The organism is Joostella sp. CR20 (genome assembly GCF_038433465.1).
Classification (GTDB): domain Bacteria; phylum Bacteroidota; class Bacteroidia; order Flavobacteriales; family Flavobacteriaceae; genus Galbibacter.
The window spans coordinates 499,527-514,454 of the sequence record NZ_JAESVF010000001.1 but is presented as its reverse complement, the minus strand read 5'-3'; the positions used below and the strand labels follow the sequence as shown (position 1 = coordinate 514,454).

The following is a 14,928-nucleotide window of genomic DNA, read 5'->3' as shown; positions in this document are numbered from 1 at the left end:
AGATGAATCAAAATCATCTTACCATAAATTTTCTCAGTAATAGTAGGTGATTAGAGAGTTCTGGTAACTTGGGTAAGTTGTTTTTAATTAATTATGTTAGGTAATTCAATCTCCCATGGCGAATTTTTAAATTTTGGTTTAGCCAGGTATCCATAAACACCAGTTTTTGGATCTTTTACGCGTTGATAGTTATATCCAGATAATGCCTTGCCAATATTGACTTTATTAATTCGCATATTTAATGGAGATAGTTTAATTTCTACATCAGAAGCAGTCATAAAATCTACCATGTCATCCGACTTTGTAAAATACTTAGCGATTAGCTCTTGTTCTGTGGTAAGTGATGTATACTTTTTATTCCGTTCTTCATTTTCTTTAATGTCGTTTATAGTTAATTCAGGATTAAAGTTTGGACTATGATATGCTAAATAATAAGCTTGAGACCATACATTATCGATATTTATATCTTTTGAATATGAAAAATCGATAGTGTCAACGAGTTCAAAGCATAGCCATCTCACAGAGCCAGTTTCGTCATTTAAAAAAGTTGTCATATTAGTGGAGCCTATAAAAGAGCATATTCTAGGTAGATTAGTGTTCTTGCGGTCGTACGGAAGCCTCTCATTTATGAAAGTTTTCGAAAAGAAGGACTTTAAAGCATTTACTTCTTTTTTAGATAGCACAGCAAGTTCATCTAAATTATAAAGGAAGTTTTTGCAAAGTTGAATTCTGGCATCTTTGTCATTATTAATATCTTCTGCCATATACTCAGCAAGAATTGGTGGACAAATAAATCTGCACCATGTTGTTTTTCCAGAACTTTGTCCTTTATGACTAATAATAAAAGCTTGTTTATTAAAATAACTTGGCTCTAACGCGCATCTAACGGTTCTGACTAACCATTTTTTAAAATGATAGTAAAATATCTCATTTTCATATGTTGGAACATATGATGTAAGTTTATTGATATAATCTACACCATCCCATTTTGGTAACGAATTAAAGTAGTTCGCAATTGGGTTTTGCTTTGGAATCATGTTAGATTTCAAGAATATTTCTAATTTGTGTGAACTTATATCAATATCTGCCTTAGATAATTCAATTAGTAATGAGTTAATATTTAAGTATTGCCAGGTATTTTTGTGTTTAATAGAGATTTGAAAATCATGCGAAATCTCATTGTAATAAATGTCATATTTATTAAAGAGATACTTATAGGTTTTATCATATATCGTAGATTTAGTATCCGCATTGTTGACATACAGTTTTTGACTATTTTTCTCCATAACCAAATAGTATTTAGTGAGAAAACCGTATATTTGTAATACGATTTTCTCGGTTAGAAAATAAATGTTTAAAGTCTAAAAGGGTTGAGGTCTTTTAGGCTTTTTTGTTTTTTAAAAGTTGTAAATTGAGTTGGTTCTCCAAATCCTCATTATTCTCGGACTCTTCATATCCCATCAACCATTCTTCTATCACTTCGCGATCAAAGAATTTTTGTCGGATATCTTTATTGTTTCCTGTGGGAATCTTTTTGAGGTGAGTAAGATCATAGATTTTACTTTTTGATAGACCTGTGTAAGAAGCAAGGTCTTCTACATTAAATACCTTTTTGTTTAAGAATAGTAATCTCTTAATTTCTTTAAGTAGATTAACTACGTTTTCCGAATCATTCATACTTATAATTTTTAATGTTAATTATGAGTAGATGGCCACCTACTTTTGATTGAATTCGGAAACTAATGTAGCTAGAAGAAAGCTATTGGAGTACCTAGAAATGGACTGTCTACGTAAAAAAATTATTTGTCTACCATAAAAGGCGTGAAAATTGAATCAAGATTAGAATTAATTTCATTTATTTTTTTTTCCTTCGGCTTCTTCGCTTTTCTTAATGCACCATCTCTTAATTGCCCATTATTGCTATGAAAATGTGATGAGCTTTCAACAGAAATCAAAGTCAAACTCGGATTTAATTTTCTAAATCTTTCGATTACTAATTTTACACCTCTATTAGACAAATTAAAATAAATAATGGAATCATGCGAATTAAATGGTAATGTTAAAACATTAATAAAATCTTGAACAGAAGTTCTTTCTTCATCAATGTAATTGTGTTTACCAAATAATAAATAAAACCTTTCATAGATTAAATTACTATCTAAAAAGATACCTTTTGGCTTAGTTTTCTTTTCAGAGATTCGTTTAGCCTCATGTATTTTTTCTTTAGTATCAATATTTAAATGATGCCAAAAAAATACAGAGATAAATAAAAGGTATGTTAGTGCTATGAAAAATACTGTAAAGCCCATATTCTCTCTAAAGCTAATCAGAGTAAAAATTATTGGAATAGAAAAGGTAATGATAAATAATTTTGTGACTTTTAAAAACACATTTTCTCCTTTAGAGATATAATTTGATACTTTATTTTCTGATTTAGATTTTAAATTTTGAAAGTAAAGGTAACTTTGAGCTAAAAAAGTTGAAATTTTATCCATTGAAATTAAGTTTTATAGACTTAAATATATAAACAAATAAAACTAAAAGGAAATTGAATTGTTGTACATATGTTGTACTCATGGAAAATAAAAAAAGCCTCTCGATTTCTCGAAAGGCTTGATTTAACTAGTGTGGTCCCACCTGGGCTCGAACCAGGGACCCCCTGATTATGAGTCAGGTGCTCTAACCAGCTGAGCTATAGGACCCGCAAATTGCGGATGCAATATTACTACATATTTTTAAGCTCTGCAAGACTATTTGTGTGTTTTTGACTGTTTTGTGTAGCGATAATCTTTTTTATTCGTTTTTATCAATTTCTTGGCACAATTCCACCAAAACACCATTAGTAGTTTTTGGATGTAAAAAAACCACCCATTTATTGTCGGCTCCTCGCTTTGGAGTTTCATTCAAAATCGTAAAACCTTCATCTTTCAATCGCTCAACTTCTGCTTGTATATCGCCAACTTCAAAAGCAATATGATGAATTCCTTCGCCTTTTTTGTCTATAAATTTTGCAATGGTACTATCGTTTGTTGTGGCTTCTAAAAGTTCTATTTTACTTTCTCCAGTTTTAAAAAATGAGGTTTTAACACCTTCCGAAGCTACTTCTTCCGTTTTGTAGGGTGCAACACCGAGGAGTTTTTCAAACAATGTGTTTGATACCTCTAAGTTTTTTACTGCAATTCCCAAATGTTCTATTTTATTCATGCGGATATTTTTCAGTTAAAACACCTGCGATAGCGTTTCATCAAAAATAATACTTTAAATTGTATTTATTATTCTTGTATTTTTGCACTATGGAAACAAACAGACAGAAAAAGATTGGTGGCGTTATTCAACGCGATTTGGCAGAAATTTTACAAAGAGCAGCAAAAGAAGGAGGCATGTCTGGAACCCTTATAAGTGTTACCAAAGTTAATGTAACTACCGATTTGTCGATGGCAAAAGTTTACGTAAGTATTTTTCCTGTTGATAAATCTAAAGAACTTATCGAAGGCATTCGTTCTAACCAACCGCTTATCAAGCACGAGTTGGCACAGCGCACTAAAAATCAGTTGAGAAGAGTGCCAGAGTTGGAGTTTTTTATAGACGATTCTTTGGAGTATATCGACCGAATTGATAAATCGCTAAAAGGTAACGACAACCCTATTGCAAACCCAGATTTGTTAGCAAAAAGAAAGAAGTCTTAGTTTTTTGAATATTGCCCTATACATAGCAAAAAGGTATCTGGTTTCTAAAAGCAGTCAGAATGCGGTAAACATTATCAATTTTGTAACGTTTTTGGTAATTGTTATTGGAGCAGCTTCTTTATTTGTGGTGCTTTCGGCTTTTGCTGGACTAAAAACATTGAGCCTTTCCTTTTCAAATTCATTCGACCCCGATTTAAAAGCGGTTTCTGCGGAAGGGAAATATTTTGAATTTACCGAAAACGATCAACAAAACCTCGATAGTATTGTTGGAATTGAAGCTTTTTCAAAAGAAATAGAAGAGCGTGTTTTTCTCACTTTCAAACAAAAAAATCATATTGCATACATAAAGGCTGTCGATAGTAATTATACCCGTGTTACAGGTATCGATAGCATGATGTACTACGGAAGTTGGCTTGGGAAAGACCCCTACCAAGTGGTTACAGGAATGGGGATTGCCAATTTACTCGGACTCGGAATTAACGATTACCGTAATCCACTCGAAATTTTAGCACCAAAACCAGGGAAAGGAAGTTTAACAAGAGGGCTTTCGGGGACTCAAAAGCCTTATAACGAACTCTCTGCTACACTTTCGGGCGTGTACGCCATTAACGACGATTTGGATAAAAAGTATGTTTTTTCACGACTTTCAACAGTGCAACCGCTGTTAGAAAAAAAGGAAAATCAAATTACGGGCATCAACTTTAAAATTAAAAAAGGAGCATCCGTGGCTAGTGTCAGTGCTAGTATCGAGCAAGCCCTTCAGCATAAAGTGTCGCTTAAAACAAGAGCGCAGCTTAACGATTCGCTTTATAAAATGCTCAATACCGAAAATTTAGTATTGTACCTCATTTTTACACTCGTACTTATCATTGCACTTTTTAATGTAGTCGGCGCCATTATCATGATGATTCTCGATAAACGCCACAATGCCGCAACTCTTTACAGTATGGGGGTTTCGATTAAAGAGCTTAAAAAAATATTTTTCCTACAAGGATTACTCGTAACCGTTGTTGGAGGTGTGGTAGGTGTGCTCATTGCATCACTTTTGGTATGGTCGCAAATCCATTTTCGTTGGATTATGTTGAGTCCGTCACTAGCTTACCCAGTCGAATACCAACCCATCAACATTCTTATCGTATTGGCAACAATTTTTGTGCTAGGGTATATAGCTTCAAAAATAGCTGCTAGCCGAATCAACAAACAACTTATTCAGTTTAATTAGCACATTCAAGAAGTACTTCCAATCAAATTTGTAAGGAATCCGTAGAAATCATAACAAATCTCTATAATTGGATATAATATAATAATATGATTATGTATGGTAAATCGTGTTGAATATCTTATTTTTGTAAACTATTTTGAAAGAACGAATTAATTATGATAAAAGTTTCTGAAACAGCAAAAAAGAAAATTGCAGAGCTTATGTCGGACGATGGGTTTGATGTGGCTCAAGATTTTGTACGTGTAGGAGTTAAGAGTGGCGGTTGTAGCGGATTATCATATGAATTGAAATTTGATAAAAGCAAAGCAGATGAAGATAAAATGTTTGAAGACAACAATGTAAAAATTGTAGTTGATAAAAAAAGCTTTTTATACCTCGTCGGGACAACTTTAGAATACTCTGGCGGACTCAACGGAAAAGGATTTGTATTTAACAATCCAAACGCACAACGCACTTGCGGATGTGGTGAAAGTTTTTCGTTGTAGAAAAAAATAAAAGAGTTGAGAAATTGAAAATATTATAGAAGAGATTAAAGAATTAAAATTGAAAGTTTAATAGCGAGATGAAAATTTAAACTATAAACTTTCAACTTTTAAACAAGAGTATATGGCATACACCGAAGAAGAATTAAAAAAGGAACTCGAAACAAAAGAATACGAGTATGGGTTTTACACCGACATTGAGTCGGATACCCTACCTGTGGGATTAAATGAAGATATTGTTCGAGCGATTTCTAAAAAGAAGAATGAGCCAGAATGGATGACCGAGTGGCGCTTGGAAGCTTTTAGAGTATGGATAGAAATGGAAGAGCCAGAGTGGGCAAATGTTACGTATAAAAAGCCAGATTTTCAGGCAATTTCGTACTACTCGGCACCAATGAAAAAGCCAAAATACAACAGTTTGGATGAGGTTGACCCAGAGTTACTCGACACCTTTAAAAAATTAGGGATTTCTGTAGACGAACAGAAAAAACTAGCGGGTGTTGCTGTTGATATTGTGATGGACTCGGTTTCTGTTGCAACAACTTTTAAGAAAACACTAGCTGAAAAAGGAATTATTTTCTGTTCTATTTCTGAAGCTATTCAAGAGCACCCAGAATTGGTAAAAAAATATTTAGGAACTGTAGTTCCGCAGAAAGATAACTTCTATGCAGCTTTAAATTCTGCAGTATTTTCAGATGGTTCTTTCTGTTATATTCCAAAAGGCGTTCGTTGCCCAATGGAATTATCTACTTATTTCCGAATAAACCAAGCAGGAACGGGACAGTTTGAGCGTACTTTGGTTATTGCTGATGAAAGTAGCTACGTAAGTTATTTGGAAGGTTGTACCGCACCAATGCGCGACGAAAATCAGTTGCACGCTGCAGTGGTTGAGTTGATTGCGTTAGACGATGCCGAAATTAAATATTCAACAGTTCAAAACTGGTTCCCTGGAGATAAAGAAGGAAAAGGTGGGGTTTTTAACTTTGTGACCAAAAGAGGATTGTGCGAGAAAAACGCAAAAATAAGTTGGACACAGGTAGAAACAGGTTCTGCTGTTACATGGAAATACCCTTCATGTGTATTGAAAGGAGATAATTCGGTTGGGGAGTTTTACTCCATTGCAGTTACCAATAACTTCCAACAAGCCGATACAGGTACGAAAATGATTCACCTCGGAAAAAACACTAAGAGTACGATCATTTCAAAAGGAATTTCCGCAGGAAAATCGCAAAACAGTTACCGCGGATTGGTACAAGTTCAAGGACGTGCCGAAAATGCGCGTAACTTTTCGCAGTGCGATAGTTTATTGATGGGGAATGAATGTGGAGCACACACATTTCCGTACATCGAAACTAAAAATAAAACTGCACAGATAGAACACGAAGCAACTACAAGTAAAATAGGGGAAGACCAAATATTTTACTGTAACCAACGTGGTATCGATACCGAAAAAGCAATTGCGCTTATCGTAAACGGATTTAGTAAAGAGGTATTAAATAAGCTTCCTATGGAATTTGCTGTAGAGGCTCAAAAATTATTGGAAATTTCATTAGAAGGTTCCGTAGGATAAATAAAATTAATGATTGTTTATTTCAGAATAACATCATGAATTCATTTTTAGCTTTTTGTATTAAACCGAAAATGAAGTGAAATTAGCATAGATGAGGCACTTTTTGAAAGGCATAGCATCGCTACGGATAAGAAAAGTAACGAAATATAGGTTAATTTCAGTCATTTTTTAGGAAATAGAAAAAGTTGAAATGAATTCAATAACAATATAATTGAAAAGAGAATGTTAAAGATTGAAAATTTACACGCAAGCGTAGAAGATAAAGAAATTTTAAAAGGAATAAATCTGGAGGTAAAACCAGGAGAAGTACACGCTATTATGGGGCCAAATGGTTCTGGAAAAAGTACTTTGTCTTCGGTAATTGCAGGAAATGAAGATTTTGAAGTAACCGAAGGAAACATTACTTTTTTAGGAGAAGATATTGCTGAGTTAGCTCCAGAAGAGCGTTCGCATAAAGGTATTTTCTTATCGTTTCAATACCCAGTAGAAATTCCTGGAGTTACGGTAACCAATTTCATGAAAACAGCTATAAACGAAAGTCGTAGAGCACAAGGATTGGAAGAAATGCCAGCCAATGAAATGCTTAAGAAAATTCGTGAAAAGTCTGAATTGTTAGAAATCGACCGTAAGTTTTTATCGCGTTCTTTAAACGAAGGGTTTTCTGGAGGAGAGAAAAAGCGTAACGAAATTTTCCAAATGGCAATGCTAGAACCTAAACTTGCTATTTTGGATGAAACCGACTCTGGATTGGATATCGATGCACTTCGTATTGTTTCAAACGGAGTTAACAAATTAAAAACTAAAGACAATGCCGTGGTGGTTATTACACACTACCAACGTTTGTTAGAATACATCGTACCAGATTACGTACACGTTTTATTAAACGGAAAGATTGTAAAATCTGGAGGAAAAGAACTTGCGCTAGAGCTTGAAGAAAAAGGATACGATTGGATTAAGCAAGAAGTTGCAGTTTAGTCATTATTTGTTTGAGGTACCTCGATATTAACGATTAATTTTTGAGTTACTTTTTATAAAAATCTACTTGAGTCTTTATTTAAAGATTGTTGTTTCGTTTTAGAAATACAAAGTAGAATCATAAATATATAATTGAAATAGGAGTAGTTAAGTTTTTGATAAACCAGAAACAAGGAACTGGAAACAAGGAATCAAAAACTAAAAACTAGAAACCATCATAATAAAATGGAATTAAAAGATAAATTACTATCATCGTTTATGGCTTTTGAAAATCGTGTGGATGTAGAGCATCCTATTCACGATATTCGTACAGAGGCGATTAAAATCTTTGAAGAAAAAGGTTTTCCAACTAAGAAAGACGAGGCTTGGAAGTACACTTCTTTAAACGCATTATTGAAAAACGATTATAGTGTTTTTCCGAAAGAAGAAACTGCTATCGAATTTAAAGATGTAAAGAAGTATTTTATACACGATATCGATAGTTATAAAATTGTTTTTATAGACGGAATTTACAGCTCGCATCTTTCGCAAACTTCACACGAAGGATTAGATGCTTGCCTAATGAGTTCAGCTTTAACAAAGCCAAAATACCGTTTAATTATCGAAAACTATTTTAATAAAATAGCTAAAAAAGACGATAGTTTAACGTCCTTAAATACTGCTTTTTCACGTGAGGGAGCTTTTATCAATATCCCAAAAGGGAAGGTGGTAGACAAGCCAATTCAAATTATTCATTTAGCAACTGGTAAAGAGTCTTCTTTACTATTGCAACCTCGTAATTTGGTAGTTGTTGGCGAAAACGCACATGTGCAAATCATTGAGCGTCATCAAAGTTTAACTCAAAACCCTGTGCTTACAAATTCGGTTACCGAAATTTATACGCACAAACGTGGAATTGTAGATTACTACAAAATTCAAAACGATACGCAAGAGGCTTCGTTAGTCGATAATACGTACATTTCTCAGCAACAAAATAGTCATGCGTCTGTGCATACATTTTCGTTTGGAGGGAAACTTACAAGAAACAATTTACAGTTCATACACAAGGGAGAGTACATCAATTCTACTTTAAAAGGAATTACAATTACTGAAGACAAACAGCATGTAGACCACAGTACATTGGTGCACCACGCAACGCCAAATTGCGAAAGTCACCAAGACTATAAAGGTATTTATGCCGACAGTAGTACGGGTGTTTTTAATGGTCGAATTATTGTTGAAAAAGAAGCGCAGAAAACAAACGGATTTCAGCAGAATAACAACATCTTAATTGATGATAAAGCAACGGTAAATGCAAAACCACAGCTCGAAATTTTTGCTGATGATGTAAGATGTTCGCACGGTTGTACAATTGGACAACTAGATGAGGAGGCTTTGTTTTACCTTCAAGCACGTGGTATTCCTAAGAAAGAAGCACGAGCACTGCTTATGTATGCCTTTGCAAATAACGTGTTGGAAAGTGTTAAAATTCCAGAAGTAAAAGCAAGAATCAACAAATTAATTGCCATGAAATTGGGCGTTAATGTTGGATTTGATTTATAAGAAATCACGCTTACAAACAATATTTAAAAACTCGAATTGCATTACGCTTTTCGAGTTTTTTTATGGATTTATTATTTTCTGAAACCTTTTAGGAAGCTCGTCAGTTAAAAGTAATTTTTCATTCGTAAACGGATGGATAAACTCCAAAGAATACGCATGAAGATACAAGCCTTTTTTATGTAACACAAGACCTTCAATTCCGTAGTCTTTATCACCTAAAATCGGATTCCCAATATGAGCCATATGCTTCCGAAGTTGATGTTTCCTTCCTGTTTTTGGATGTAATTTTACCAAGTTTAAAACCTCGTATTTTTTGGATGCAACCGATTTGATTACCGTGAATTCAGAAACAGCATTCTTTCCATCTACAGGGGTTGTAATAACACCTTCCGAATTCATTTTCCCAATGGTAATGGCATAATAAGTTTTTATGAGTTGTTTGTCCTCGAAGAGTTTGTTGAGTTTTCGAATACTCTCATGTGTTTTTCCAGCGAGTAAAATTCCTGTAGTAGGATAATCAAGCCGATGTACAGGTTGTGGTTTTGCTACATCTGGAAGTTTACTTTTTTGTAAATTCTGCGGAAGTGCTTGCGCAATCGTTTTAAAATGATTCCCACTTACCAATATTCCTGCGGGTTTGTGCACAGCGCATAAATAATCATCTTCAAACAAAATCGTTAAAGGAAAGATCAGTTTTTTGTGTGCATTGTTTTCTTCCGAAGCAACTAACGAAATTGTTTCTCCACCGCGAATATAAGTTGCTGTTTTGCCAACTTTATTGTTTACCAAAACCTGTTCTTTTTTAATCGCTTTTTTTAATGCTGATTTGGTGGGGATGGTATTAAATATTCCAACGCCATAATCTTGTAATCTAACGGGGTTTGGCAACACAGGAACAATATGTTCTTCGAGCAATTCCAAAGCTTAATAAATAGCGTTGGTTATACCGCTTAAAAACCAATTAAAATCGAAAGCATCTCCAGAGGCCAGTCCCATACGAACAACTACAAGGTCTTTGCTCGGAACAATGTACACGCGTTGTCCTTGGAAACCATCGGCATAGTAGGTATCTAAAGGTGCGTCGGGTAATTTGGTTTTGGTATTTAACCAAAAGTGTGCCCCGTATAAATTGTCTGAATTTGGTGCAGGCGTGGTTACATAATCCACCCAGTTTTTGTCAAAAAGTTGGTCGCCATTCCAATTACCGTTGTGCAGGTATAGCAATCCAAATTTTGCCCAGTCGCGCGTGGTTGCCCATCCGTAGGAAGAACCAACAAAAGTTCCAGAAGCATCGGTTTCTATCAACATGCTTTTCATCCCGATGCGGTCAATAAGTTTTCGATACGGAAAGTTGAGGTATTCGGTTTCGTTATTAAATTCTTTCCGCAGTAATCCAGCAAGTAAATTACTTGTTCCAGAAGAATAATTCCACACAGTATTTGGGGAAGCGATGGCTTCTTTTTCAGCCTGAACACTACTCATGTCGTCGGTTAAAAAGAGCATTTTTGTAACATCCGAAATGGTGGCGTAATCTTCTTCCCAAGCTAAGCCACTATTCATGTGTAGTAAATCACTATACGTAATTTTTGCTCGTGCATCGTTTTGCCAAGAAGCTACTTTTGCAGGGGAATCTACAGAGAGTTTTCCTTCGTGTTGTAAAATTCCGTACAAAGTAGCCATCACACTTTTGGTCATGGACCAACCGAGGAGTTTAGAATCTTGCGTTAGCGAATCGGCATATTTTTCAGCAATAATTTGGTCTTTATAAACCACCAAAACCGAGCGTGTTTTTTGAATATCGTTGTTGTGAAAAGAGGCGCTTACAATCTCGTCTATCAATTCGTAATTTACATTTTCAAAAAGTGTGTCTTTTTGAGGAGCGTCTCCGTATGGGTAAGGTAGTAAATTCGCTTTCGTAGTACGCACAGGCGATGGCATTTTTTTCAATGTATTCACGTCCATATCCGTTGGAACAAGCACACATCCTAGTCCGCTTCTGTATACTGCAGTACGTGCTTTTAGTCCGTAAACCGTAGCTGTTGCAGTTTTGTTTTGGTTATTGATGTTGTTCTTAGCTAAGTTGACAGGAGCAAAGTTGTTATCTTGATTTTTGGTGAGCGCCTGACTCCTCCCGTCGTTAAAAACGCACGAACACATATTTTTTGCTGAAAATCCACTGATGATATTTAACTTCGGATAATTGGTTGTTACTGCTACACCAAATGCCAAACAAATAAGGATTACGGTAAACAGCGCGAAACGTTTAAAATTTTTCAAGACAACAATTTTTTGAATTGATGTTTTAAAGATAGTAAAAAGTTGGAAGCTTGAAATGTAGTATAACTAGATATCAATAACACCCCTATAATCCCCTCAAGGGGATAAAAATTCCCCTTCGAAGAGGGTTAGGGGGATGTGAAAAAAATTGGAAAACAAAATCTTAAACTTGAAACTTCAAGAAAAAAATAAATCGATAAACGAAAACTTTTTAGGCTTAGAACTTTGCTGTATTTTTGTAAGAACATTGCAGAAAGAGAACTTATGATTGAGCTACAAAAAATCCGTGAAGATTTTCCAATTCTTAAAAGAGAAGTAAACGGATGCCCGCTAGTATATTTTGATAATGCCGCAACTTCGCAAACCCCGCAGCAAGTGATTGATTGTATTGTAGATTATTACAGCAATTACAATGCAAACATTCATCGAGGGGTGCATACGTTATCTCAAGAAGCAACCGATAAGTACGAGCAGGCTCGAAAGAAAATCCAAACGCATTTCAACGCCAAAAAAACGCATGAAATCATTTTTACTTCTGGTACAACACACGGAATAAATTTGGTTGCCAATGGTTTTTCAACACTTTTACAAAAGGGAGATGAGTTGATTGTTTCTGCTTTAGAGCATCATTCAAATATTGTACCTTGGCAAATGCTTTGCGAGCGTACTGGAGCGGTTTTAAAGGTAATTCCGATGAATGAAAACGGCGAATTACAAATGGACGCTTACGAAGCATTACTTTCAGCCAAAACAAAATTGGTGTTTTGTAATCATATCTCAAATGCATTGGGTGTTATCAATCCTATTGAAGAAATTATCGAAAAAGCGCATCAAGTAGGAGCTGCGGTTTTGATAGACGGAGCGCAGGCTTGTCCGCATTTAAAACCCGATGTGCAAGCGTTGGATGTAGATTTCTATGTGGCTTCTGCTCATAAAATGTGCGGGCCAACAGGTGTGGGGATGCTGTACGGAAAAACAGAATGGCTTGAAAAATTACCACCTTACCAAGGGGGAGGTGAAATGATTGCTGAAGTAACTTTCGAAAAAACAACCTATGCCGATTTGCCTCATAAATTTGAAGCTGGAACGCCAAATATCTGTGGAGGTATTGCTTTTGGTGCTGCTATCGATTATATGAACGCCATTGGTTTTGACAATATTTTGGCTTACGAAAACGAATTACTTGCCTACGGAACCGAAAAATTAAGCGAGATAGAAGGACTCAAAATTTATGGGACTTCCGCTAAAAAAGCGTCTGTAATATCTTTTAATATTGAAGGAATTCACCCGTATGATATAGGAACTATTGTAGATAAATTAGGAATTGCTGTGAGAACAGGACACCACTGTGCGCAACCTGTTATGGATTATTTTAAAATCCCAGGAACCGTTCGTGCGAGTTTTGCATTTTACAACACCAAAGAAGAGGTCGATGCCTTGGTGTCGGCGGTCAAGAAAGCTAAAATGATGTTGTCTTAAAGACTTTGAGCGATGAGCCATAAGGGATAAGGGATAAGCAAAACGAACAACAAATTCCCCCTTTGAAGGGGGCTAGGGGGATGTAAAAAAAACCACAGGCAAAAATAAAAAATACTAAAATCGTCATTCTGAACTCGATTCAGAATCTCATCATGCTAGTGCGAACCTGAATCAAGTTCAGGTTGACGAAAAGTTGTTGGAGCGTAGCGAGTTCTTTTAATTTGGGAGGATGTTTCCGTAAATTTTCTTTACTGCTGAAATACCTTCGGAGGTTCAGTAAATATCAATCATCAAGAATCGTTATACAGCCATCTATAAAAACAGTTGAATAGCCCATTTTCTTGTTGTATTTTTGTTGAAAATTAAACCTATGACAATTCAAGAAATTCAAAATGAGATTGTTGAAGAATTTTCGATGTTCGACGATTGGATGCAACGTTACGAATACATGATTGAACTTGGAAAATCGTTACCTCTTATTGAAGATCAATATAAAACCGACGATAATATCATTAAAGGATGTCAAAGTAAAGTGTGGGTACATGCGGAGCTTAATGAGGACAAACTACTCTTTACTGCCGATAGCGATGCCATTATTACCAAAGGGATTATTGCTATTTTGGTGAGAGCCTTTTCAAACCAACATCCAAAAGATATTATTGAAGCCAATACCGATTTTATTGACGAAATTGGTTTAAAAGAGCATTTATCGCCTACCAGAGCCAACGGTTTAGTTAGCATGATAAAGCAATTAAAACTGTATGCCATTGCATACCAAACACAATTAAATTAAAACAACATGAGCGATACCATAGATACTACCGAATTAGGAGAAAAAATAGTACGTGTTTTAAAAACTATTTACGATCCAGAAATTCCTGTTGATATTTACGAACTCGGCCTTATTTACGATGTTTTTGTAAATGAAGATTCTGAAGTTAAAATATTAATGACGCTTACAACGCCAAACTGTCCTGTTGCAGAGACGCTTCCTGTGGAGGTTGAAGAAAAAATTAAAACTATCGACGACGTAAAAGATGCCGAAGTTGAAATAACCTTCGATCCGCCGTGGAGTCAAGATTTAATGAGTGAAGAGGCTAAGTTAGAGTTAGGATTGCTGTAGTAATTTCAGCAGAAATAAAATTCTAACACATAAAAAAGCTTAATTTTTATGGAAGAAATAGTAAACAGAGTTGCGCAGAGTAAGCTGGAAACTTTTAATTTAGAAGATTATTGTCCAGTTGGCGAGCGTGTACTTTTTGATATTAAAGATTGGCTTTTTGAAGGTTTTATTCTGAAAGAAAAAGATTTTCGAACATTTGCCAAAGACCATCAATGGGAACAATACAACAATAGTTATGTAGCATTAACTTGCTCGACAGATGCTATTGTTCCTGCTTGGGCGTATATGTTGTTAAGCACCTATTTACAGCCTTTTGCAAAGAAAGTTGTTGTAGGAACATTAGAAGATTTAGAAACTTCTATCTATCAAGAAATCATCCCAACAATCGATTTGTCAGCGTATACAGACAAGCCTGTTATTGTAAAAGGTTGCGCAAAAAAACCAGTCCCACAAAACGCATATATTTTCATTACAAACAGGTTGCTTAATATTGCCAAAAGTGTAATGTATGGCGAAGCTTGCTCTTCAGTTCCGCTATTCAAGAGAAAATAATTTGTATTTTTCCCTCCAAT

16 protein-coding genes and 1 tRNA gene are annotated in these 14,928 nt (G+C 35.2%); 10 read left to right on the top strand and 7 right to left on the bottom strand.

From position 1 onward, the window contains the following. Positions 1 to 83 precede the first annotated feature (83 nt). The 5 genes from JMA43_RS02265 to mce form a co-directional block, all read right to left on the bottom strand. Positions 84 to 1,286 (bottom strand): VapE domain-containing protein, encoded by a 1,203-nt coding sequence (locus tag JMA43_RS02265; protein WP_342154518.1) that lies wholly within the window; start codon positions 1,284 to 1,286, stop codon positions 84 to 86. A gap of 94 nt (positions 1,287 to 1,380) precedes the next feature. Then, positions 1,381 to 1,677: a helix-turn-helix transcriptional regulator gene (locus JMA43_RS02260; protein WP_342154516.1), complete on the bottom strand. Its 297-nt coding sequence runs from the start codon at positions 1,675 to 1,677 to the stop codon at positions 1,381 to 1,383. A 122-nt stretch (positions 1,678 to 1,799) separates the two neighbouring features. Continuing rightward, positions 1,800 to 2,495, bottom strand: a complete 696-nt coding sequence (locus tag JMA43_RS02255; protein WP_342154514.1) for a hypothetical protein — start codon at positions 2,493 to 2,495, stop codon at positions 1,800 to 1,802. A gap of 133 nt (positions 2,496 to 2,628) precedes the next feature. Further along, positions 2,629 to 2,702: transfer RNA gene (locus tag JMA43_RS02250), tRNA-Ile, on the bottom strand. A 91-nt stretch (positions 2,703 to 2,793) separates the two neighbouring features. Continuing rightward, positions 2,794 to 3,204, bottom strand: coding sequence for a methylmalonyl-CoA epimerase (gene mce / locus JMA43_RS02245; RefSeq protein WP_342154512.1), 411 nt, complete (start codon positions 3,202 to 3,204; stop codon positions 2,794 to 2,796). Between the two features lie 89 nt (positions 3,205 to 3,293). On the opposite strand from mce, the gene rbfA reads away from it, so the two are divergent. From rbfA to sufD, 6 genes are all read left to right on the top strand, one after another. Then, positions 3,294 to 3,686 carry a 30S ribosome-binding factor RbfA gene (rbfA, locus tag JMA43_RS02240; RefSeq protein ID WP_342154510.1) on the top strand — a complete coding sequence of 131 codons (393 nt, stop codon included), beginning with the start codon at positions 3,294 to 3,296 and terminating at the stop codon, positions 3,684 to 3,686. A 4-nt stretch (positions 3,687 to 3,690) separates the two neighbouring features. Beyond that, positions 3,691 to 4,908: an ABC transporter permease gene (locus tag JMA43_RS02235; protein ID WP_342154508.1), complete on the top strand. Its 1,218-nt coding sequence runs from the start codon at positions 3,691 to 3,693 to the stop codon at positions 4,906 to 4,908. Between the two features lie 155 nt (positions 4,909 to 5,063). Then, on the top strand, positions 5,064 to 5,393 hold the full coding sequence (locus JMA43_RS02230) for a HesB/IscA family protein (RefSeq protein ID WP_342154506.1): 330 nt from the start codon (positions 5,064 to 5,066) through the stop codon (positions 5,391 to 5,393). 121 nt (positions 5,394 to 5,514) lie between these two features. After that, positions 5,515 to 6,960, top strand: a complete 1,446-nt coding sequence (gene sufB / locus JMA43_RS02225) for a Fe-S cluster assembly protein SufB (protein WP_342154504.1) — start codon at positions 5,515 to 5,517, stop codon at positions 6,958 to 6,960. A 222-nt stretch (positions 6,961 to 7,182) separates the two neighbouring features. Next, positions 7,183 to 7,935 (top strand): Fe-S cluster assembly ATPase SufC, encoded by a 753-nt coding sequence (gene sufC, locus JMA43_RS02220; RefSeq protein WP_342154502.1) that lies wholly within the window; start codon positions 7,183 to 7,185, stop codon positions 7,933 to 7,935. 225 nt (positions 7,936 to 8,160) lie between these two features. Then, on the top strand, positions 8,161 to 9,477 hold the full coding sequence (sufD, locus tag JMA43_RS02215) for a Fe-S cluster assembly protein SufD (protein ID WP_342154500.1): 1,317 nt from the start codon (positions 8,161 to 8,163) through the stop codon (positions 9,475 to 9,477). Positions 9,478 to 9,537: 60 nt separating this feature from the next. Here the strand turns inward: sufD and JMA43_RS02210 are convergent, their stop codons facing one another. Continuing rightward, positions 9,538 to 10,392 (bottom strand): RluA family pseudouridine synthase, encoded by an 855-nt coding sequence (locus JMA43_RS02210; RefSeq protein WP_342154498.1) that lies wholly within the window; start codon positions 10,390 to 10,392, stop codon positions 9,538 to 9,540. Between the two features lie 9 nt (positions 10,393 to 10,401). After that, positions 10,402 to 11,754 (bottom strand): serine hydrolase domain-containing protein, encoded by a 1,353-nt coding sequence (locus JMA43_RS02205; protein WP_342154496.1) that lies wholly within the window; start codon positions 11,752 to 11,754, stop codon positions 10,402 to 10,404. 264 nt (positions 11,755 to 12,018) lie between these two features. On the opposite strand from JMA43_RS02205, the gene JMA43_RS02200 reads away from it, so the two are divergent. The 4 genes from JMA43_RS02200 to JMA43_RS02185 all read left to right on the top strand — a co-directional run bounded on the left by JMA43_RS02200 (position 12,019) and on the right by JMA43_RS02185 (position 14,908). Then, positions 12,019 to 13,233, top strand: coding sequence for an aminotransferase class V-fold PLP-dependent enzyme (locus JMA43_RS02200; protein WP_342154493.1), 1,215 nt, complete (start codon positions 12,019 to 12,021; stop codon positions 13,231 to 13,233). 370 nt (positions 13,234 to 13,603) lie between these two features. Next, positions 13,604 to 14,026: a SufE family protein gene (locus tag JMA43_RS02195; RefSeq protein ID WP_342154491.1), complete on the top strand. Its 423-nt coding sequence runs from the start codon at positions 13,604 to 13,606 to the stop codon at positions 14,024 to 14,026. Positions 14,027 to 14,032: 6 nt separating this feature from the next. Further along, the gene (locus JMA43_RS02190) at positions 14,033 to 14,356 is read left to right on the top strand and encodes an SUF system Fe-S cluster assembly protein (protein ID WP_342154489.1); all 324 of its coding nucleotides are present in this window, start codon (positions 14,033 to 14,035) and stop codon (positions 14,354 to 14,356) included. Between the two features lie 48 nt (positions 14,357 to 14,404). After that, complete coding sequence (locus JMA43_RS02185) at positions 14,405 to 14,908, top strand: DUF2480 family protein (RefSeq protein WP_342154487.1); 504 nt, start codon at positions 14,405 to 14,407, stop codon at positions 14,906 to 14,908. Positions 14,909 to 14,928 lie beyond the last annotated feature (20 nt).

Excerpts from the sequence above, each read along its gene's own strand:
- JMA43_RS02265 (WP_342154518.1), bottom strand. The coding sequence starts at position 1,286 with ATGGAGAAAAATAGTCAAAAACTGTATGTCAACAATGCGGATACTAAA.
- JMA43_RS02260 (WP_342154516.1), bottom strand. The coding sequence starts at position 1,677 with ATGAATGATTCGGAAAACGTAGTTAATCTACTTAAAGAAATTAAGAGA.
- JMA43_RS02255 (WP_342154514.1), bottom strand. The coding sequence starts at position 2,495 with ATGGATAAAATTTCAACTTTTTTAGCTCAAAGTTACCTTTACTTTCAA.
- mce (WP_342154512.1), bottom strand. The coding sequence starts at position 3,204 with ATGAATAAAATAGAACATTTGGGAATTGCAGTAAAAAACTTAGAGGTA.
- rbfA (WP_342154510.1), top strand. The coding sequence starts at position 3,294 with ATGGAAACAAACAGACAGAAAAAGATTGGTGGCGTTATTCAACGCGAT.
- JMA43_RS02230 (WP_342154506.1), top strand. The coding sequence starts at position 5,064 with ATGATAAAAGTTTCTGAAACAGCAAAAAAGAAAATTGCAGAGCTTATG.
- sufB (WP_342154504.1), top strand. The coding sequence starts at position 5,515 with ATGGCATACACCGAAGAAGAATTAAAAAAGGAACTCGAAACAAAAGAA.
- sufC (WP_342154502.1), top strand. The coding sequence starts at position 7,183 with ATGTTAAAGATTGAAAATTTACACGCAAGCGTAGAAGATAAAGAAATT.
- sufD (WP_342154500.1), top strand. The coding sequence starts at position 8,161 with ATGGAATTAAAAGATAAATTACTATCATCGTTTATGGCTTTTGAAAAT.
- JMA43_RS02200 (WP_342154493.1), top strand. The coding sequence starts at position 12,019 with ATGATTGAGCTACAAAAAATCCGTGAAGATTTTCCAATTCTTAAAAGA.
- JMA43_RS02195 (WP_342154491.1), top strand. The coding sequence starts at position 13,604 with ATGACAATTCAAGAAATTCAAAATGAGATTGTTGAAGAATTTTCGATG.
- JMA43_RS02190 (WP_342154489.1), top strand. The coding sequence starts at position 14,033 with ATGAGCGATACCATAGATACTACCGAATTAGGAGAAAAAATAGTACGT.
- JMA43_RS02185 (WP_342154487.1), top strand. The coding sequence starts at position 14,405 with ATGGAAGAAATAGTAAACAGAGTTGCGCAGAGTAAGCTGGAAACTTTT.